Here is a 19,671-nt window from a genome sequence, read left to right as displayed (position 1 = left end):
AATATAATTTTAAATAATAAAATTTTTAGTATAATATAGGTATATCGACAGAAGAGATAGTTTAAATGTTGAAAAACACAGCACTGGAAAGAAACGCCTTTTAATAGAACTAAACTAGAATGTAAATATTGTTTTTTTGTTTGTTTCGTTTAAAAGTTCTATCTTTTAATAGAACTAAACTAGAATGTAAATCATGAGTAAAGTAGCTGAAAGTGCTAACTATGGTGACTTTTAATAGAACTAAACTAGAATGTAAATAGGGAAGACAGGATAATAAGAAATAGCAACGGCAATCTTTTAATAGAACTAAACTAGAATGTAAATACGTATAATATCCACGAGGGCTTTGACTGGGGCAACCTTTTAATAGAACTAAACTAGAATGTAAATAGATTTTTCAGGGAAGTATTGCCCGCATAGAACCCTTCTTTTAATAGAACTAAACTAGAATGTAAATTTTAAAAACAAAATAGACTTGGATATTACATTTTACTTTTAATAGAACTAAACTAGAATGTAAATCTGTTAAAGCTATTTTAAACATAATATACTTAAAGCTTTTAATAGAACTAAACTAGAATGTAAATTGTGGGACTCCTTCTTTAATTAGAGTGGCTATACCAGTCTTTTAATAGAACTAAACTAGAATGTAAATCGACATAACAGAAGAAATAACAGAGCTAGAAGCTGAAACTTTTAATAGAACTAAACTAGAATGTAAATTGGCATTAGCTGCAACGATGAGTTCTGTTGGAATCCTTTTAATAGAACTAAACTAGAATGTAAATGGACAATGGATTTTAGTTAGAAATATGGATGAAGCCTTTTAATAGAACTAAACTAGAATGTAAATAAATATATGTTCCAAACCAAATCCGTTAGCTTCTCCCTTTTAATAGAACTAAACTAGAATGTAAATCATTCCATACCTTTTACCAAGAAGTTCAGCTGCTTTCTTTTAATAGAACTAAACTAGAATGTAAATGGAGTAGGCGGAGTTAAGGTATACCCTGTTTGGAACTTTTAATAGAACTAAACTAGAATGTAAATAATAATGGAAGCTTTTTTGTTGAAATAGGTTGAATACTTTTAATAGAACTAAACTAGAATGTAAATTCAAAAAAGGTGAATATTTAGCTTTATCTGGATTACTTTTAATAGAACTAAACTAGAATGTAAATTTTTTTATATTTAATTTCATCAATTCACCTACTTTCTTTTAATAGAACTAAACTAGAATGTAAATTATTTCCTACTGCTTGTATTTTTACATCTTCAGTTTCTTTTAATAGAACTAAACTAGAATGTAAATAGATACTCTTCCGCCTTCAATAGAACCCGCTCTTAACTTTTAATAGAACTAAACTAGAATGTAAATATGTAAGATGTTATATTAACAAAAGAATCTTCTAACTTTTAATAGAACTAAACTAGAATGTAAATAATTTAGGTACAGACGGTGGATTGAGGCTAAATTTACTTTTAATAGAACTAAACTAGAATGTAAATTGAGGATCTGGTGAATTTATTACCACAAGTCTTAGCTTTTAATAGAACTAAACTAGAATGTAAATTCTGCAACCTGGTAGATGATATTTTCCGGTGTTACTTTTAATAGAACTAAACTAGAATGTAAATAGATACAAAAATCAATAGGGTGTTTGCTTGCAAAGCTTTTAATAGAACTAAACTAGAATGTAAATATTGAAAAATTAAGTGGGATATTGGCTAATACGTTACTTTTAATAGAACTAAACTAGAATGTAAATATCGCACTAAGTATCTATTTGTTAAGCATGCATGGGAAACTTTTAATAGAACTAAACTAGAATGTAAATGTAGTAGCTACAGTAAAGCAAAGCGAAGAAAAGAAAACTTTTAATAGAACTAAACTAGAATGTAAATTGCTAAATTTACTACGTTAATCATTTTAGTATCATCTTTTAATAGAACTAAACTAGAATGTAAATTTAAAACATCCACTGCAACCTTATATGCCACATCCTTTTAATAGAACTAAACTAGAATGTAAATAATTGGATAAACTCCCCGTCTAGCTCTAAATCGTCCTTTTAATAGAACTAAACTAGAATGTAAATAATGCTCCTAAACGTTAATCGTACACCCTAGTTTTCTTTTAATAGAACTAAACTAGAATGTAAATTTATAAAATCGGATTTATTCATTTTCTAAAGCCTCCTTTTAATAGAACTAAACTAGAATGTAAATTTCTTTAAAAGAGAATTTAGGCATCTATAGTATATCTTTTAATAGAACTAAACTAGAATGTAAATACGGAAATTGGAAGTACAAACTTTTACTATGAATCCCTTTTAATAGAACTAAACTAGAATGTAAATCCTAATTGGCTTGTCCCATCTACTCCGTAATGCTCCCTTTTAATAGAACTAAACTAGAATGTAAATTCGAACCAAATAATAACAACGATAATAATACCAATACTTTTAATAGAACTAAACTAGAATGTAAATGTTGCAACATCTGAATGCATTATCGCCAAAGAAAACTTTTAATAGAACTAAACTAGAATGTAAATTTTCTTGGTGAAGATGCACCTACTGGCTTACAATACTTTTAATAGAACTAAACTAGAATGTAAATTTGCGCGATTTTAGATTGGTGGGATGAAATTATTAACTTTTAATAGAACTAAACTAGAATGTAAATTTGTTTTATTTGTTCTCTATTATAAGTATTATTTACCTTTTAATAGAACTAAACTAGAATGTAAATAAATTTCTTTTATGGCAGAACAGGAGATTTCTTTTTCTTTTAATAGAACTAAACTAGAATGTAAATAATGCTTTGCTCATCTCGCTCAATTCGTTCTGATTCCTTTTAATAGAACTAAACTAGAATGTAAATGTCTTAGAATTTCAGAATTAGAAAATTTACAAAGAACTTTTAATAGAACTAAACTAGAATGTAAATGAGGAAAGAGATAGTTCAGGTTATGCAAAAAGGAATACTTTTAATAGAACTAAACTAGAATGTAAATTTTAATCGGAATGATTAAAGCTACCTTAAAGCTTGCTTTTAATAGAACTAAACTAGAATGTAAATTTGCTAGTCGATTATAATACCTAAAATGCTTAAAAGGCTTTTAATAGAACTAAACTAGAATGTAAATGGTTCAAAACTAGATAAATAAAATTCACCATTTATCTTTTAATAGAACTAAACTAGAATGGAAATTGACGATATAGGTTATAGTACAGCAGCAGGCTTTACTTTTAATAGAACTAAACTAGAATGTAAATCACAAGGTGAAGGGGAGGCTCAATAGCCCCTCTTTCTTTTAATAGAAGAAACTAGAGCAAAGTCTATAAAATTTGCATCTTTAATAATTTTTATTAATTGTTAGGATTTTGTAATCTGAAGACTCGTTTGAAATGTTATACTGGAATAAATTATAAGTAACTATAATAAAAAATCCTATAGGAAGTGATATGTTGATGAAATTCTTATCTAAACATAAGGTATTAGTTTTTATTGTGTCCTTTGTCCTAGTATATATTCTCTCGTTTATGATAACTGAGCAATTGATTGAAAAAAGAGCTGCAGAGCGTATAGAAGATTATATTAAGGCACAGGGCTTAACACATGCAGAAAAAATTGAAGATACAGGAGTAATCTATGGACGTTCTATACCAATAATAGAAAGAAAGATAATTTTTAAAGATAATCCAACTATGAGGTATGTTTATTTTACTGGGAATAAAGAATATACATCAATCTATGATTATATAAATCCTTTTTATAATTTGAAAGAAAATTTAAATGGGAGTACAGAATATTATAAAGGGGTGGCTTTCTATTCTTATAATTATAAAAAAGAAGAAGATTATGTAATTGATCAAAATGTGGAAGATAATACTATGGAAGGGTTTGTTGACAAAGAAGGAAATTTATTAGAAAAATAAATTAATTAAAGGAAGTTAAAAATTAGTTTTTATATTATTTATATGTATGAAAAAAGAAGGGACATTTCATTTAGAAATGTCCCTTTAAAACTGTTGTCCTATTCTACAAGTTCAAAATAATCAAAGTCTATTAATTGGGCTATTAAAGTAGTATTAAATCCGTCCCAATAGGTATCTTTTGACATATATTCTATATTTGGAATGGTGAATTTATAGTCATAGTATTTTTCATCGATATCTTCAAATTTCAATATTTCAAATCTTTGTAAAGGTTTAAAAAACACTAGGTAAAGGTCTTTGTCCTTTAGTTTAAGACTATATTCTTTTGTTTCATAATCTTTAAAATATTTTGTGTGACTATATAGTATTTCTTCTCCAAATTTAAAAAGTCTTTCTTTAATATTTTCCATTTCTTGGGAAATATTTTCAAGGTTGTCTATATTATATTGACTATTAATTCTATCATTATTAAAATCGATAATAATTTTTATAGGATTTAATTGTAGTATTACTTGGTTTTTATTTTCATCATATTGTATATTTGTATATTTATTTTCATATTCAAATTCATTTTCCATTTTAGACAGTTTATTATAGTATTTATTTTCTAAATCTGTTAGTATAATATCGGTTTTCATTTTTATCTCCTTTTTTGTTAAATCTTAAGTTTAAATACTTAATTTTAGTCATATATGGACAGTTATAATTATTTTTAAAAGCACTATTTAATTATTCTATTATTATATATACCCTAATGACTAGGAGAAGAATTTATACTTGTATTTAATAGATAAAATATCATAATAAATCATTAGAAAGTTTAAGTTTTGTAACATATATTACGGATTTTATTTAATATTATATATATTATAGATTTAAATAGGAGGAATTAAAATGTTAGGAATTATAAAAAATGAAATTGGACCTATATTTAAAGGGAAAAACTATAAGGTAGTAAAAAAACTAGCAGGTAGAGGAGATAATATTCCAGCTCATAACCATCTTGGAGAAGATGTTGTTTTTTCCTTAATTAAGGGCAATGTTATAGTCCGTTTAAATGAAAAGGAAGACTATAATTTAAAACAAGGAGATGTTTTAAACTTTAACGGAGAAAATACTATCTCAGTAGATTTTATTGAAGATTCTGAAATAGTTATAGTTTTAGTTGAAAATAAGTAGAATAAATTATATATTAAAAGGAAAAAGACTATTATATTTAGATATTATCTAATAATAGTCTTTTTGAAAATTATTTTCCAATCATAATATTTAAAATTTCATCATCTGTATTTTTCATTCCAACTGAAGCCATTCTACCAATATTTTCAATGGTTTTTTCAACATTTTCACCAACAATGCCATCACCGGAATCAAAAACTATATTTCTTTTGGCCATATCAATAGCTAAGAAGGCATTTTCTAAGGAAACTGCTATTTTAAGGGCGCAGGAAGGTTTAGCTCCGTCACATACTATACCACCAGATGTAGCTAAGGTATTTACGAGAATTTTTTCGATTTGCTCTTCATTTAATCCCATTAAATAGCCAATTCCACAACCGGCAGCGGCACTAGCACTTACTACTCCACAGAAAGCAGATAGTTTTCCAATAAATTGTTTTTGATGTATTGTAGTTAAGTTTGCAACTATTAAGGCCCTATATAATTTGTCCTTAGAAGCATTAATTGAATTTGCATAGGTAATTACTGGTAAAGATGTAGTTATTCCCTGATTTCCAGAGCCGGAATTAATTACTACAGGCAATCCACATCCGCCCATTCTTGCATCTGATGCAGCAGTAGTACGGGACTTTACTTCTGATTTTATATCGCTTTCAAAAGACGTTTCAGATATTATATGTCCAATACCAGCACCATATTTTCCGGTTAATCCCTCTGTAGATATATTTGTATTACATTCAATTTGTAAGTCCAATCTATCTGTAAGCTCTTTTCTTTTTGATAGGTCAACAGAATTAGCAAATTCTATAATATTGTGGATATTTAATAAGGATTTATCACACTCTTGGTTGTCGCTACTGTCGTCATCTTCAGATGAATAAATTACTTCCTTGTTTTTAATTATTTTTGATATATTGCTGTGTCTGTCTTTAATTTCCACTGATACTACATCGTTTTCAAAGATTAATTCAGTTTTTATATACAGTAAATTTGGTACATCTGCAATTTCAATAGTGAATATTTTAGATTCTATTAATTTTTTTGCTTCCTCAATATTACTTTCTGTAATATCTTCTAAAACCTTTAGATTTTTATCGGAATTTCCTCCAACTATTCCTAAGGCAGCAGCAACTTCAATTCCTTTAAGTCCGTTGGAATTAGGTACTGTTACAGATTTTGCATTTTTAATAATGTTTTTACTGCAATGAAGTATTACCTTAGTAGGTATATTGTTTAATATGCTTTTAGCCTTTGCAGCACACAAGGCAATGGCAATAGGTTCGGTACAACCTAATGCTTGTTGTAAGTCTTCTAATAAAATTTCTTCAAATTTATCATAGTATTGTTCTTTCATAATTAGCTCCTTATGATTAATAAACGGTATTTGTTATAATAGTATATATAACTTTATGTATCTTCTGATATTATTACTAATCATATCAGATAGATGTGTAACTGTCAATGAAGAGGTGGGTATGAAAAAGACATTAAATTTAAGGGAACAAGTATACAACAGTTTAAAATTAGACATAATTTCTGGTAAATATAGTTTAGACGACACTATTAATGAGAAGACTCTAATGAATCACTACAATATTAGTAAGGCTCCTGTTAGAGATGCCTTAATCGAATTATGTAACGACGGTATTTTAAAAAGTATACCAAGACTAGGTTATAAGATAATTAACTATTCAAATGAGTACTTAGAGGGGATTTTAAAATTTAGATTAATTATTGAGCCAAAATATTTAAATGAATATTGGGATAGATTAAGTAATGATAATATTGAAGAACTTGAAAGATTACACAGGGAGCAAATGGATAGCTCAGACAGGGATGATCCTGTAATATATTGGAAAACAAATCAAGACTTTCATTTAAAACTAGCTTCTTTTTATCATGATGAATTCTTCTATGAAACTTTAGAAAATGCTTTAAATAAACAGATGTTGGTGTTTTCACAGTTTTATTGGACAAGTTGGGACAAACAGGTTTTTAATAGGTATACACATCAACATGATGAATTAATTGAATTTTTGAAAAATGGAAATAAGGAAGAAGCAATTAAAGATTTACAAAATGATATTGCTTCATTTATGAAAAAATAGGAGGATATATGATAAAAAGTAAAAATAGGATTATAGGAGGAATTTTTTTACTAATAACATTTGTAACTGTATTTTGTTACAGAACTTATTCAAGTGCAAGTAATATTTCTACTACAAGAATTTCAGGTAACAGTAGGTATACGACAGCTGTGGAAATAAGTAAAAATAGTTTTAATAAAAGTGAATATGCAGTTATTGTTAGTGGAGATGATTTTCCAGACGCTCTTTCTGCAACATCTTTAGCAGCAGTACTAGATGCTCCTATTCTTTTAATTAGTAAAGATAATATACCAAATGAAGTTGCAGAAGAATTATTAAGACTTGAGGTTAAAAAGCTATATATTGTAGGTGGAGAGTCTACTATATCAAATAAAATAGTAGATAAAATAGATTATGAAAAAGAAATATTAGCAGGAAAAGATAGGTACGATACAAATAATATAGTTATTTCAGAAATTGAAAAAATAAAGGGAGCAAGTATTGGTTACACAGTTGTTACTGGAGAAAAATATGCCGATTCTGTTGTAGCAGTAGGCATATCCATAAAGGAAGATTTACCAATTAAGTTGGTTAATAAAAACATTGAAAAAGAATATAATTTAGCTTCTAATTATATTGTAGGGGGGAAGGCTTCGGTAGACATTTCTAATTTAAAGGGAAAAAGAATATATGGAAGTAATAGAATACTTACTTCATTAGAACTAGCTAAAATATCACATCCTAATGCTAATTTTACAATAATAGCATCTAGTGAAAATTATACAGATGCCTTATCAGCAGTAAGTTTATGTAAAAAATATGATGCCCCAATTCTACTAACTGAAGATAATAATTTAGATAGGAATATTTTAAATTATATTAAGGAAAAAAACATTTCAAATTTTGTAATAGCTGGTGGTTCAGTTAGTAATGTAGTTGCTGAAAGCTTGCTAACAGGAGAAAGTGATAATTTCTTTAAACCTGTAGAAATTCCAAGTAATATTAAAGAAAAAATGACAGGAGTCTCCCTGCCAAATAATGCAAAGATTTCTTTTGATGATTTAGTTTATATACCTCTACTACACTATGATTTTAATGGTGAAATAAAAAATGGGGAAATAATTGTAAATAAGAAAGTTGGAAGTGAAGTAGGTAATATTTTTCAGGAATTATTTGATATAAAATATCCTATTGAGAAAATTAAATTAATTGACGAATACGGAGCAGATGATAATAAATCTATGGCAGATAATAATAGTTCAGGCTTTAATTATAGGTTAATAGCAGGAACTAATAGATTATCAAAACATGCCCAGGGTTTAGCTATAGATATAAATCCCCTTTATAATCCCTATACAAAAAATGGTCTTGCTATTCCAAAGGAAAGCCAACCATATGTAAATAGAGGGGTAAAGTTAGAGTGGATGATTTTTAAAAACGATAAAATATATAATATATTTCAAAAATATGGTTGGAAGTGGGGCGGCAGTTGGACAAATCCAGACTACCAACACTTTGAAAAATAAATATCTTGGCAATACATTAAATTGAGAAAAGAGCATTTTAGATTTATTTTTATCTGAAATGCTCTTTTTATAATTCCATTAGTAATTGATATAGATTTAATCTTATATGTAAATTTAACCTATAAAAGTAAGAAGCTATGAGTAAAAAATATAGGTAAAATCTTATTTTAGTAAAATTACTTTAACTAAAATAAGAAGGTAATGAATATTCAATATGGAATTTTAGTCCTATAATAAATAGTGACGGGAAAAATATAAATACAGTCGAAAAAAAACAAAAACAGGTCATTTAGTCGCATTGTCTTTATAGAAGAGTATTATAAATAGATAGATGCTAATATTTAGAAAAGGAGTTCAATATGTCAACAAAAAAGGAATTAGAGGAGTTAATTGATGAAATAACTTTTATGTTTGATTCGGATAATGCCAATCAGTTTACAACGAAGTTTTTTAGCTCTTCTTTAAATTTAAGTAGAACTGCAACTAGTGAATATTTAAACGAATTGTTTAAAGATGGAAAACTGGTAAAGGTTTTATCCAGACCGGTTTACTATTATTCTAAAAAAACTTTGGAAAGCTTGTATGGCATTAAATTTGAAACTAATGAATTTCTGAGTTTGGAAGGATTGTTTAATATTTTAGATGAATCTACAGATGACTTCCATAATGTAATAGGGAAAAATGGATCTTTGAAGGAAGCTCTATCTAGAATTAAAACTGCTTTGTTATATCCGGGAGGATTGCCAATGCTACTGGAGGGAGTAGCAGGCTCAGGAAAACGCTTTTTAGTATCTTCATTCTTTGATTTTTTGAAAAGGAGAAAACTAATAGGAAAGGATAGGGATTTAATATATTTTCATCCGTCCTACTATGATAATGAAAATAATATGGATACTGCATTATTTAATCCGGACTTTGGGTTTTGGAATAAGGCAAAAGGTTCCATGTTATATATTAGCCATGTTGAAAAATTAAGTGCCTCTTTGCAAAATAAGTTAGCAGATAAAATAGATTATAAAAATGTGAATAATTCAGAAGAACCGTTTTTAATAATGAGTACAACGAAGGATATATCCGTATTAAATGAAAAATTACAGTTAGTAATTCCCATAGATATAAAAATACCACCAATAAAGGAAAGAGCTTTTACTGAAAGAAAAAATATTCTTTTGAAATTTCTTCTAGAGGAAGAAAAGAGTCTTGGTAAGAAGATTATTTTGTCAAAAGTTGCCCTTGATGAATTATTAGATGCCTATATGGAAAGTGGAGTTACGAAATTAAGGGTTGATTTAAGAAAGCTACTGTCTGAGATTATTCAAGATAGTGACGATGAGACTATTATAATACAGAGATATCATATTCCTAAAAAGGGGAAAAGAGTATCTTTAGAAACCGATGATTCAAAAGAATTTGAACTTATGGAAATTTCGGAGCATTTTAGCGATGAAAGATTGGAAGAAACCGAAAATATAGAATATTATAGTGAATTGTTAAAAATATTTGAAAATTATGGGAAAAATAAAGATTTTTCAAGTTTTATAGATAATAGTAGAGCTTTAACTAGAAAATACTATGACAATATAGCTTTTTCTAAAAAATTCAATAAATTTAATGAATCAGATAATATTGAGAAAAACTTAGTTAATATTTTAGATGAAATAGTGGAAAATGCTCGGGTAACCCTACCTTTTAACTGTGTTTCTTTATTATCTAAGGAAATATCACAGTATTTAAATGAAAGATCATATTATGAAAAATGGCTTTTTGAAAAATATTTTCAAATTGAGGATTTGTTAAATTTTTTAAGGATTCAAATGGAAACAGCCTACTTAATATCTGAACATATAGCTTCAATTCTTCAAGAGCGATTTTCCATAATAATACCAAGTATGAGTAAGGTGTTTTTAACTTTAAATATATATTTTTATAATAGGGAATTAGAAGATCGTCTAACATCGGGAATAATTATATGTCACGGGTATTCGACAGCAACTAGTATGGCAGATACTGCCAATACTATGTTAGGCCATCAGGTATTTAGGGGAATAGATATGCCCTTACATGCAAATGTTAAGGAAATAGCATTAGAGATGGATAATTTTTTATTAAATCATAAATATTTAAAGAATGTAATACTATTGGTAGATATGGGTTCGTTATCTGAAATAGAAGAGCATTTAACGACCTATACGAATATAAATTTAGCTGTTGTTACAAATGCTTCAACAGCTGTAGCTTTATATATTGGAGAAGAGTTATTGGAACACAAGGAATTTTCTAAGATAGTATCTGATGTTGAATTGAAAATTAAAACCACTAGTCGAATTATATCCCTTAATAAGAAAAAAACTGCAGTATTATTTATAAGTGAGATGGGATTAGAAGTATCTAAAAGTGTTTCGGAACTGGTACAACAAAGCCTTCCTAGAGCAATAAACATAGAGTGGATTTGTATTGATATTGATAAGGTAGACAATTTTTTAAATAATCCTATTTTTGCAGATTATGACATCAAGTTAATTGTTGGAGCTGAAGGGCTATCAAAAGATATTAAGACGGTTTCCCTAGAAGAGTTAGTACAGCCTACAGATTTATGTATTTTAGATGATATATTGAAACAGGAATTAAATTATGATGAAATAGAGCTTTTTCATAAAAATCTATTAAAGAATTTATCTCTTAGAAGTGTAATGGAGCATATTACAATTTTAAATGTAGACAGGCTTATGGATCTAACAGTAGATGCTGTTAGTAAGTTACAGAAGAATTTAAATAGGGAGTTTTTACCAAAAACATTAGTTGGAATTTATATTCATATTAGTAATTTAATTGAAAGACTGGTAACGAAAAACGAGCTACAAGTACAGGAGAAAAATACTAAGTTATTTGAAAAGAATAACCAGGAATTTATTTTAGCTGTTAGGAATAGTTTTACAAATCTTTTAGAGGATTATAATGTTGAAATTCCAATAAGTGAAATAATTTATATATATGATTATATATCTAATGATAAAAAGGTCGTGGAGGAGGAACTATGAAGGAGGAACAGCTTTGTATAATGAATCATCATTATCAGTTTTATCCAATAGAAGAAGTTTTTAAAACTGCCAATAATCTTGGAATAAAGAATATAGAAATATGGACTGCTCCACAACATTTTTATGTAGATTATTTGAATTATGATAGTCCGGAAAAAATAATTGAGTATTCAAAAAAATATAATGTAAAAATAGCTTGTATTTGTCCGGAACAAACCAATCCAAAACCCAACAATATAGCAACTATAGATGAAAATCAACGTAAGAGAACAGAAAACTATTTTAGGAATGTAGTGGATATTGCAAGTGTTACAGGAGCTGAAAAGGCAGTAGTAACTTCAGGATGGGGGTTTTTAAATGTCCCTAGAGAAAAAAGTTGGAATTATAGTCTAGAGATGATGAAAAGAATATGCTCATATGCGGAAGAAAGGAAGGTTCTACTATGTATGGAGGCACTACAACCAACGGAATCCAATTTAGTCAAAAATATAGAAGATTTACATAGATATTTAAATGAAGTAAATTCAAAATGTTTGAATATTTGTATAGATTTAGGAGCTGCATCTGTTGCAGGAGAATCAATAGATGAATATTTTAATACTTTTGGCAAAAGAATAAAGCATTGCCATTTTGTAGATGTTGGAGAAGATACTCATTTAGCTTGGGGAGATGGAAATAGAAATATGTTAGAGGATTTAAAGATATTTGAAAAGTATAAATATGAAGGATATTTAAGTATGGAGATTGCAAATAGTAGATATCATAAAAAACCATTTCTTGCAGATGAGCAATCACATAGTAAATTTATAGAAAATATAGAAAAAATAAATAGCTTAGAGAGGAAGGAAATATGAGGAAATTCATCATTGCAGGTCATGGTAGATTTTCGAGTGGTTTAATGAGTGCTATAGAATTGATTATTGGAAAACAGGATGATGTTTTAGTTTTAGATTGCTACATTGATCCAAAACAGAATGTAGAAGAAGATATAGATAAAATATTTAATAGTGTAACTGAAGGTACGGAATTAATATGCTTTACAGATATTTTAGGAGGAAGTGTAAACAATATATTTATGAAATATATTGATCGTTCAAATATCTATATATTTACAGGAAGTTCTTTGCCCATATTACTTGAAACTTTTAGTAATAAGGAAGTGCCTTGGGAATCGCTAAAGAACTATATTTTAGATATAGGTAATAAGGGCTTTTGTTTATGTAATAATATTTCAAAAGAAGAGGAAGAAGATTTTTAGGAGGTAATTATGATTAAGTTATTAAGAGTAGATCATCGTCTACTTCATGGGCAAGTGGCTTTTTCATGGACCAACTCCATAGGAGCAGATTGCATATTAGTTGCTAGTGACAAAGTAGTTAAAGATGAAATATGGAAAACTACTTTAAGACTAGGAAAGCCGGCAGGAGTTAAACTAGTTATTAAAGGTATTCAGGATTCAATAGATTCTATTAACAGTGGCAAGACCGATAAATATAAATTGCTAATAGTAGTACAAACTATTGAAGATGCAGAGAAAATTGCTAGTAATTGTCCTGTAATTAAAAGTATAAATTTAGGAGGGGTAAAGCATGTAGAAGGTGCTGAACAAATTGGAAAGAGTGTTTATTTAACCGAAGAGAATAAAAGGATAATAAGAAAATTAATTGAAGATGGTTATGAAGTTGAAATGAGACAGTTAGCAGATGATAACAAAAAAAACTTAGCAAATTTAATATAAAAGGAAGAGGTGAAATATGTTAGAAGCAATTCTTATTGGATTAGTAGCGGTTCTAGGAAGATTTGATTATCAAATGGGTACTTCTTATTTATTTAGACCCATTACACTAAGTCCGATAGTAGGATTAGTTTTAGGAGATTTTAAAACGGGAATTATAATTGGAGCGAATTTGGAACTATTATTTATGGGAGCGATATCAATAGGAGCTTATTTACCTCCTGATGTGGTAGTAGGAGGGGTATTGGCAACAGCTTTTGCAATTACATTAGGTGAAGGTGTAGAAGTAGCCATAGCCCTTGCAATGCCTATAGGATTAATTTCTGTAGGAATGGAGAATTTGTTAAATATAGTATATTCGATTTTATTAAGAATTGCAGATAAAGGAGCAAGAGAAGGAAATAGTAAAGCTATACTATGGGATCATAGATTAATAGGTTTTATTACTGTACTTTCTACCTTTCTATTAACTTTTTTAGCATTTTGGTTAGGTGTTGATGTTGTTCAGGGAGTACTTGAAGGAATTCCGGAATTTATTATTACAGGCTTAGGAGCTGCAGCAGGACTACTTCCTGCAATGGGTTTTGCCATGCTTATGACAATGATTTTGAAAAAGGAAATTATTCCATTTTATTTCATAGGATTTGTTTTAGTAGCATATTTGAATATGCCGATTTTTGGAGTGGCAATCTTAGGTGTAAGTTATGTTTTAGTTAATTATGGATTTCTAAAAAAACAACCGGAATCAGCAGTTATAACTGAAAACGCAGATGATTTTGATGGAGGTGAAGATGATGACTTCTAATGAATATATAGATGATAATGGGAAAAAAGCTTTGTTTACAAAAAGAGATATGACTAAAATGGCCTTAAATGAGGGTTCCTTAGGTATGGAGTATTCATGGAATTATGAAAGACAGATGCACCTTCCTTTTTGTATTATGATAGACCCATATTTAAAGAAAATTTATAAAGATGATAAGGAAGGGTATAGTCAAGCTTTAATAAGGCATGTAGAATTTTTCAATATTACAGTTCAATTGGCTCCTTTTGTAGGAGGTATAGCAATATCTATGGAAGAGGCTATAGCCAAAAAAGAGATGGAACCAGAATCAGTATCTCAAATCAAAACTGCATTGATGGGACCTTTGTCAGGCATAGGAGATTCCATATTTTTAGGATGTATAAGAATTATTGCTGTTGGAATAGGATTATCTTTTGCTTTAGATGGTAATATTTTAGGGGCTATTTTATATTGGCTAATTTATAATATACCAGCTTTTGGCTTAAGGGTTTATGGAGCTCAAAAGGGATATGAGCTAGGTTTTTCATATTTAGATAAAATACAGAAAACCGGCTTAATGAATAAATTAATGGAAGCTGCTGGAGTACTTTCTATGATAGTTATTGGTGCTATGTCTTCAGGAATGGTTTATACAACATTAGGACTTGAAATAGGATCAGGAGAAAGCGTTCAAACATTACAGGAATTATTAGATGGAATAATGCCAGGAATAGTTGCCTTGGGAGTAACTTGGTTATATTATTGGTTACTTAAAAAGAGAATTAGTCCAATGATATTGATAGTTTGTACAGTATTAGTAGGGATAGTTGGAGCATATTTTGGAATATTTGTTGCTTAGGAGGTAATAATGAAAGAACTTTTAAAATTTAACAGAGAAGAATATAGGGAGAATGCAAGGGTAATAGTTGAATCAAAAGAAATAGCTGAAAAGACAGCTGAAGAAATATTTGAAGATGGCTTTAAAAATATATTTTTTGTAGGAGTGGGAGGAAGCTTGGCTCCTATGATGTCTATAGTAGACATGGCAAAACAATTTACTACAATGCCAATTTTTATAGAACAAGCTAATGAATTATTATATAGAGGAAATAAGAATTTAAATGAAAAATCCTTAGTTATAACTTTATCCAAATCAGGAGATACTAAGGAGACAGTTGCTATTGCTGAATATTGTAATAGTAAAAATATCAGAGTTGTTTGTTTTACAAAAAGTGAGGATTCCCCATTAGCAAAAAATTCTAAATACTACATTCCTATGAAACATGCCAATGGAGTTGAATATGAGTATATTGTATTATACTGGTTCTTCTTTAAAATATTGAATCTTAAGGGAGATTTTGAAGATTATGAGGAATTTGGAAATCAACTTAAAAACCTACCAAAGGATTTAGAGAGAGTTAAGGAGGCTTTTGAAGAAAAAGCTGATATAATAGCCAAAAATACTTACGATAGTGATTACATGATTTGGATAGGCGGAAATGAAATGTGGGGTGAAACCTACTTGTTTTCAATGTGTATATTAGAGGAAATGCAATGGTTTAAAACTAAAAGTGTAAGATCCAGTGAATTCTTCCATGGAACTCTTGAACTAGTAGATGAAACAAGTACTGTTTTCCTTATAAAAGGAAGTGGAAAAACCAGAGTATTAGATGAAAGAGTAGAGAAATTCTGCAAGGAAAGAGCTGGAAAATTTGTAGTAATCGATCCTGATGAATACGCCTTAACGGAAATTGATGAAAAATATAGATGGATGGTTTCACCACTTATGGTTTCTACGATGCTAGTGGATCGTTTAGGATTTTATTTTGAAAAATATTCACATCATAATTTAGACTATAGAAGATATTATCGTCAATTTGATTATTAAAAGGCTGAAAGATATAGACTAAGATTTAAAAGAATAGTAAAAGGCTGTTGAAAAATAAATTTTATATTCAACAGCCTTTTTTATTTATTTTAATTATTATTGAAGGGCAATTTAGTTAATTTATAATTCTTCTCCATTACTAGCTATTACTTTTTTATACCAGTAAAAAGAATCCTTTTTATATCTTTCTAAATCTCCACTACCATCATCTTGTTTGTCAACATATATAAATCCATATCTTTTTGCCATTTCTCCAGTTGAAGCAGATATTAAATCTATACAGCCCCAAGGTGTATATCCTCTTAAGTCAACACCTTCATCAACAGCTTCGGACATAGCCTTTATATGTTTTCTAAGATAATCTATTCTATAGTCATCATGAATGGTTTTATCATCTTCTAATTTATCAATAGCACCTAGTCCATTTTCAACAACCATAATAGGTACTTCGTATCTGTTATATACTTCTATTAGAAGATACTTTAAGCCGTCAGGGTCTATTTGCCATCCCCATTCACTTGCTTCTAAATATGGGTTTTTAACTCCGAAAAGGAAGTTTCCTGTAGTTTGTTCAGCATCAGGGTCATTTGAAACACAGGAACTCATATAATAACTTAAAGTATAGAAATCAACCTTTCCTTCTTTTAATATTTCAAGATCTCCATCTTCCATTTTAATTTCAATATTATTATCTTTCCAATATTTTTTTGCAAAGGAAGGATATTCGCCTCTAACTTGAACATCTGAGCAATAATAATTATTTATATTATTATAGTATTGTGCTAAAACTACGTCTTCAGGTTTACAAGTTAAAGGATAAAGTGGTGCAAATATATTCATACAACCAATTTGAAAATCTGGATTTATTTCATGGGCTATTTTTGTGGCTTTTGCACTTGCTATAAATTGATGGTGTAAAGCCTGTAATCTGTCCTTTAATTCTGTTTTTTGTTTAACTAAAACAGTATCTTCATCAGGTACTATTGCCAGGCTTAAGTAGGAGCCTATACCAGCCATAGTCATATTTATTTCATTAAAGGTTAGCCAATATTTAACTTTATTTTTGTATCTTTTAAAAATTACTTCACAGTATTTTACAAAATAGTCTATAAATTTTCTAGAAGTCCAACCTTTATGTTCTTTAGCTATATGAAAAGGAGTTTCATAATGGGATATTGTAACTATTGGCTCAATGTTGTATTTTTTTAATTCATCAAATACCCTATCGTAAAACTCTAGTCCTTCTTCGCTAGGTTCCTCTTCATCTCCCTTAGGAAAAATTCTAGACCAAGCAATTGAAAGTCTAAAGGTCTTAAATCCCATTTCAGCAAACAGTTTAATATCTTCCTTATATCTATGATAGAAATCTATTCCGTAATGATTTGGATAATCCCCATCTTCTTTTAGAATAGGGGTAATAACTCTTGGAGTTTCTTTACTACCTCTTGTTAAATGGTCGGAAATATTTGGACCTTTTCCACCAATATCCCAAGCGCCTTCAAATTGGTTTGCAGCAGTAGCTCCACCCCATAAAAAATCATCTCTAAACATAAGTCCTCCTTTTTATCTAATAATTTTTATTATTTCTTCACCATGTTTAACATAACGGTCTTTCATTTGTACAACATCTAAATAGTCTGTAGAGTTTGTTATAACTATAGGAGTTGTAATATCATAACCGGCTTCTTTTATTTTTTCTATATCAAATTCAATTAATAATTCACCTTTTTTTACATATTTTTCATTTTTAGTTTTTATTGTAAAGTATTTTCCTTCAAGTTGAACTGTATCCATTCCAATATGAATTAGAATTTCAGCACCATCATCAGATAAAATACCTAAAGCATGTCCAGTTGGGAATAGGGTCGCTATTGTACCATCACAAGGTGCGTATAATTTTCCTTCTGTAGGAATTACAGCTACTCCATTACCTAAGGCTTTGCTGGAAAAAGCTTCGTCTTCAACATTTTCAATAGCTATAACTTCACCATTTAAAGGAGAATATAATTTTATATCCTCTACTAGATTGTTGTCCTTTTTTAAGACTCCATCTTTACCGTCTGCCTTTACTTCCTCATCATCTTTATAGGTTATAAAGGTTAGTACAAAGGAAACTACCATTGCTACTACTACCCCTATAGCAGCGTGAACAAGAGAAATCATATCTCCTGTAGTAGTGTTTATATAGGTTGTAAATCCAAAAATACCAATTGCTCCAAAGGTATAGGAAGTAACTCTGAAAAATCCAATTATTCCTCCACCTATTGCAGCACCTATACAGGATATAATAAATGGTTTTTTCTTAGGTAGGGTTATCCCGTAAATAGCAGGCTCTGTTATTCCGAAGATTCCTGTTACAAAGGCAGGAACTCCAAGTTGTTTAAGTTTTTTATCCTTAGTTTTTAATACTATTGCTAAAACTACTGCTATTTGAGCAAAGGTACCAGCAAAATAAGGTGACATAAATTGGTCAAAACCTTGGGCTGTTAAATTGTATAAAGCAATTGGAATTATACTCCAGTGTAAACCAAATATTACAAGTACTTGCCATAAACCTCCAATTAATATTCCAGCAATAATAGGACTTAAATTATAAACAAATCCTATAGCAGCTCCTATTAATTGTGCTAACCAAGTAGTTACAGGTCCAATTACTAAAAATGTTAAAGGAACTATTATTATTAAAGTTAATAGTGGAACTAAAAACATTTTAAGTACTGCAGGTATTGTTTTTTGGAAGAAATTCTCAAGCTTTGCTCCAAAATATGAAGTTACAATAATAGGAACAACACTTGAAGTATAATTCATCATAATTACCGGTATGCCTAAAAACTTATGGTATACATTTGACTCAAAGAACGTTCCCTTAAAAAGTGTTAGTAAAGGAGTTGATTTCGCTAATTTTGAAGGATCCATTCCAACAATATTAGGATAACAGAAGACAAGTCCTATGGTAAGTCCAATTAATGGATTTCCACCAAATTTTTTAAAGGATAGGTATCCTAAAAATGCCGGTAGGAAATAAAATACTGAATCTGCAATTGAATATAGTATTAAGTAAGTACCGGATGTATCAGAAAGAAGTTTGAAAAATACCGCTAAGGTTAGTAAACCCTTTAAAAGACCGGTGGCTGCTAAAACTCCTAAGGTTGGAGCTATTACGCCGGATATTATATCTATTAATTTTGCAAAAGGTCCTTTGGAATTATCATCTTCTACCTTATGGTCCTCTGTAAATCCACCAATTTTACTTACCTCTTTGTAAACATCTGCTACTTCGTTACCAATAACAACTTGGTATTGACCACCACTTTGCATTACCTTTACTATGCCTTCCTTGTCGGATAAAGCATCGGTATTTGCTTTGCCTTCATCTTTTAGCTTAAACCTAAGTCTTGTTATACAATGACTTACACTTGAAATATTGTCTTTACCGCCGACATTTTCAATTATAAACTTGGCTAATTCTGAATAATCTTTCATATCTTCC

Annotated in this window: 15 protein-coding genes and 1 CRISPR repeat array; of the genes, 11 read left to right on the top strand and 4 right to left on the bottom strand. The window is 29.1% G+C overall.

Translation table 11 applies throughout. The annotated features are described in order from the left end of the window. Nucleotides 1-97 precede the first annotated feature (97 nt). A CRISPR array of direct repeats spans nucleotides 98-3,281; the repeat unit is 30 nt; unit sequence CTTTTAATAGAACTAAACTAGAATGTAAAT. A 189-nt stretch (nucleotides 3,282-3,470) separates the two neighbouring features. Further along, nucleotides 3,471-3,944, top strand: coding sequence for a hypothetical protein (locus tag WAO56_RS05815; protein WP_422143661.1), 474 nt, complete (start codon nucleotides 3,471-3,473; stop codon nucleotides 3,942-3,944). A 98-nt stretch (nucleotides 3,945-4,042) separates the two neighbouring features. On the opposite strand, the gene WAO56_RS05810 is transcribed toward WAO56_RS05815, so the two are convergent. Then, nucleotides 4,043-4,582 (bottom strand): hypothetical protein, encoded by a 540-nt coding sequence (locus WAO56_RS05810; protein ID WP_422143660.1) that lies wholly within the window; start codon nucleotides 4,580-4,582, stop codon nucleotides 4,043-4,045. A 256-nt stretch (nucleotides 4,583-4,838) separates the two neighbouring features. Between WAO56_RS05810 and WAO56_RS05805 the strand changes: the two genes are divergently transcribed. Continuing rightward, nucleotides 4,839-5,123: a hypothetical protein gene (locus tag WAO56_RS05805; protein WP_422143659.1), complete on the top strand. Its 285-nt coding sequence runs from the start codon at nucleotides 4,839-4,841 to the stop codon at nucleotides 5,121-5,123. Between the two features lie 70 nt (nucleotides 5,124-5,193). Here the strand turns inward: WAO56_RS05805 and WAO56_RS05800 are convergent, their stop codons facing one another. Further along, nucleotides 5,194-6,477: a serine dehydratase subunit alpha family protein gene (locus tag WAO56_RS05800; protein WP_422143658.1), complete on the bottom strand. Its 1,284-nt coding sequence runs from the start codon at nucleotides 6,475-6,477 to the stop codon at nucleotides 5,194-5,196. A 121-nt stretch (nucleotides 6,478-6,598) separates the two neighbouring features. Here WAO56_RS05800 and WAO56_RS05795 point away from each other — a divergent pair, with 121 nt between their 5' ends. The 9 genes from WAO56_RS05795 (at nucleotide 6,599) to WAO56_RS05755 (ending at nucleotide 16,181) form a co-directional block, all read left to right on the top strand. Beyond that, entirely contained in the window at nucleotides 6,599-7,231 is a 633-nt protein-coding gene (locus WAO56_RS05795; protein ID WP_422143657.1) for a GntR family transcriptional regulator, read from the top strand. An 8-nt stretch (nucleotides 7,232-7,239) separates the two neighbouring features. After that, nucleotides 7,240-8,736 (top strand): cell wall-binding repeat-containing protein, encoded by a 1,497-nt coding sequence (locus tag WAO56_RS05790; RefSeq protein ID WP_422143656.1) that lies wholly within the window; start codon nucleotides 7,240-7,242, stop codon nucleotides 8,734-8,736. 359 nt (nucleotides 8,737-9,095) lie between these two features. Then, a complete protein-coding gene (locus WAO56_RS05785; RefSeq protein WP_422143655.1) occupies nucleotides 9,096-11,774 on the top strand; it encodes a PRD domain-containing protein in 2,679 nt (892 codons plus the stop codon). Next, entirely contained in the window at nucleotides 11,771-12,628 is an 858-nt protein-coding gene (locus tag WAO56_RS05780; RefSeq protein ID WP_422143654.1) for a sugar phosphate isomerase/epimerase family protein, read from the top strand. Before WAO56_RS05785 ends, WAO56_RS05780 begins: the two co-directional genes overlap by 4 nt. Then, a complete protein-coding gene (locus WAO56_RS05775; RefSeq protein ID WP_422143653.1) occupies nucleotides 12,625-13,032 on the top strand; it encodes a PTS sugar transporter subunit IIA in 408 nt (135 codons plus the stop codon). The genes WAO56_RS05780 and WAO56_RS05775 overlap by 4 nt, the downstream gene beginning before the upstream one ends. A 9-nt stretch (nucleotides 13,033-13,041) precedes the next feature. After that, a complete protein-coding gene (locus WAO56_RS05770) occupies nucleotides 13,042-13,512 on the top strand; it encodes a PTS sugar transporter subunit IIB (RefSeq protein ID WP_422143652.1) in 471 nt (156 codons plus the stop codon). Nucleotides 13,513-13,528: 16 nt separating this feature from the next. Beyond that, on the top strand, nucleotides 13,529-14,314 hold the full coding sequence (locus WAO56_RS05765; RefSeq protein WP_422143651.1) for a PTS mannose/fructose/sorbose/N-acetylgalactosamine transporter subunit IIC: 786 nt from the start codon (nucleotides 13,529-13,531) through the stop codon (nucleotides 14,312-14,314). Further along, nucleotides 14,301-15,152: a PTS system mannose/fructose/sorbose family transporter subunit IID gene (locus WAO56_RS05760; RefSeq protein ID WP_422143650.1), complete on the top strand. Its 852-nt coding sequence runs from the start codon at nucleotides 14,301-14,303 to the stop codon at nucleotides 15,150-15,152. Before WAO56_RS05765 ends, WAO56_RS05760 begins: the two co-directional genes overlap by 14 nt. A 9-nt stretch (nucleotides 15,153-15,161) precedes the next feature. After that, nucleotides 15,162-16,181: an SIS domain-containing protein gene (locus WAO56_RS05755; protein WP_422143649.1), complete on the top strand. Its 1,020-nt coding sequence runs from the start codon at nucleotides 15,162-15,164 to the stop codon at nucleotides 16,179-16,181. Between the two features lie 120 nt (nucleotides 16,182-16,301). Here WAO56_RS05755 and WAO56_RS05750 read toward each other — a convergent pair whose 3' ends face one another. Further along, a complete protein-coding gene (locus WAO56_RS05750) occupies nucleotides 16,302-17,732 on the bottom strand; it encodes a glycoside hydrolase family 1 protein (protein WP_422143648.1) in 1,431 nt (476 codons plus the stop codon). 12 nt (nucleotides 17,733-17,744) lie between these two features. Continuing rightward, nucleotides 17,745-19,664, bottom strand: a complete 1,920-nt coding sequence (locus WAO56_RS05745; protein WP_422143647.1) for a beta-glucoside-specific PTS transporter subunit IIABC — start codon at nucleotides 19,662-19,664, stop codon at nucleotides 17,745-17,747. Between the last annotated feature and the right edge of the window lie 7 nt (nucleotides 19,665-19,671).

The sequence above is a fragment of the Miniphocaeibacter sp. genome (assembly GCF_049276255.1).
Classification (GTDB): Bacteria; Bacillota; Clostridia; order Tissierellales; family Peptoniphilaceae; genus Miniphocaeibacter.
The sequence above is the reverse complement of the archived record's forward strand: the minus strand, read 5'-3'. Positions and strand labels throughout refer to the sequence as shown.

Bases quoted from the DNA above. Each gene is read 5' to 3' on its own strand.
- WAO56_RS05755 (WP_422143649.1), top strand. From the start codon at position 15,162: ATGAAAGAACTTTTAAAATTTAACAGAGAAGAATATAGGGAGAATGCA.
- WAO56_RS05790 (WP_422143656.1), top strand. From the start codon at position 7,240: ATGATAAAAAGTAAAAATAGGATTATAGGAGGAATTTTTTTACTAATA.
- WAO56_RS05745 (WP_422143647.1), bottom strand. From the start codon at position 19,664: ATGAAAGATTATTCAGAATTAGCCAAGTTTATAATTGAAAATGTCGGC.
- WAO56_RS05780 (WP_422143654.1), top strand. From the start codon at position 11,771: ATGAAGGAGGAACAGCTTTGTATAATGAATCATCATTATCAGTTTTAT.
- WAO56_RS05815 (WP_422143661.1), top strand. From the start codon at position 3,471: ATGTTGATGAAATTCTTATCTAAACATAAGGTATTAGTTTTTATTGTG.
- WAO56_RS05760 (WP_422143650.1), top strand. From the start codon at position 14,301: ATGATGACTTCTAATGAATATATAGATGATAATGGGAAAAAAGCTTTG.
- WAO56_RS05770 (WP_422143652.1), top strand. From the start codon at position 13,042: ATGATTAAGTTATTAAGAGTAGATCATCGTCTACTTCATGGGCAAGTG.
- WAO56_RS05765 (WP_422143651.1), top strand. From the start codon at position 13,529: ATGTTAGAAGCAATTCTTATTGGATTAGTAGCGGTTCTAGGAAGATTT.
- WAO56_RS05810 (WP_422143660.1), bottom strand. From the start codon at position 4,582: ATGAAAACCGATATTATACTAACAGATTTAGAAAATAAATACTATAAT.
- WAO56_RS05750 (WP_422143648.1), bottom strand. From the start codon at position 17,732: ATGTTTAGAGATGATTTTTTATGGGGTGGAGCTACTGCTGCAAACCAA.
- WAO56_RS05785 (WP_422143655.1), top strand. From the start codon at position 9,096: ATGTCAACAAAAAAGGAATTAGAGGAGTTAATTGATGAAATAACTTTT.
- WAO56_RS05805 (WP_422143659.1), top strand. From the start codon at position 4,839: ATGTTAGGAATTATAAAAAATGAAATTGGACCTATATTTAAAGGGAAA.
- WAO56_RS05795 (WP_422143657.1), top strand. From the start codon at position 6,599: ATGAAAAAGACATTAAATTTAAGGGAACAAGTATACAACAGTTTAAAA.
- WAO56_RS05775 (WP_422143653.1), top strand. From the start codon at position 12,625: ATGAGGAAATTCATCATTGCAGGTCATGGTAGATTTTCGAGTGGTTTA.
- WAO56_RS05800 (WP_422143658.1), bottom strand. From the start codon at position 6,477: ATGAAAGAACAATACTATGATAAATTTGAAGAAATTTTATTAGAAGAC.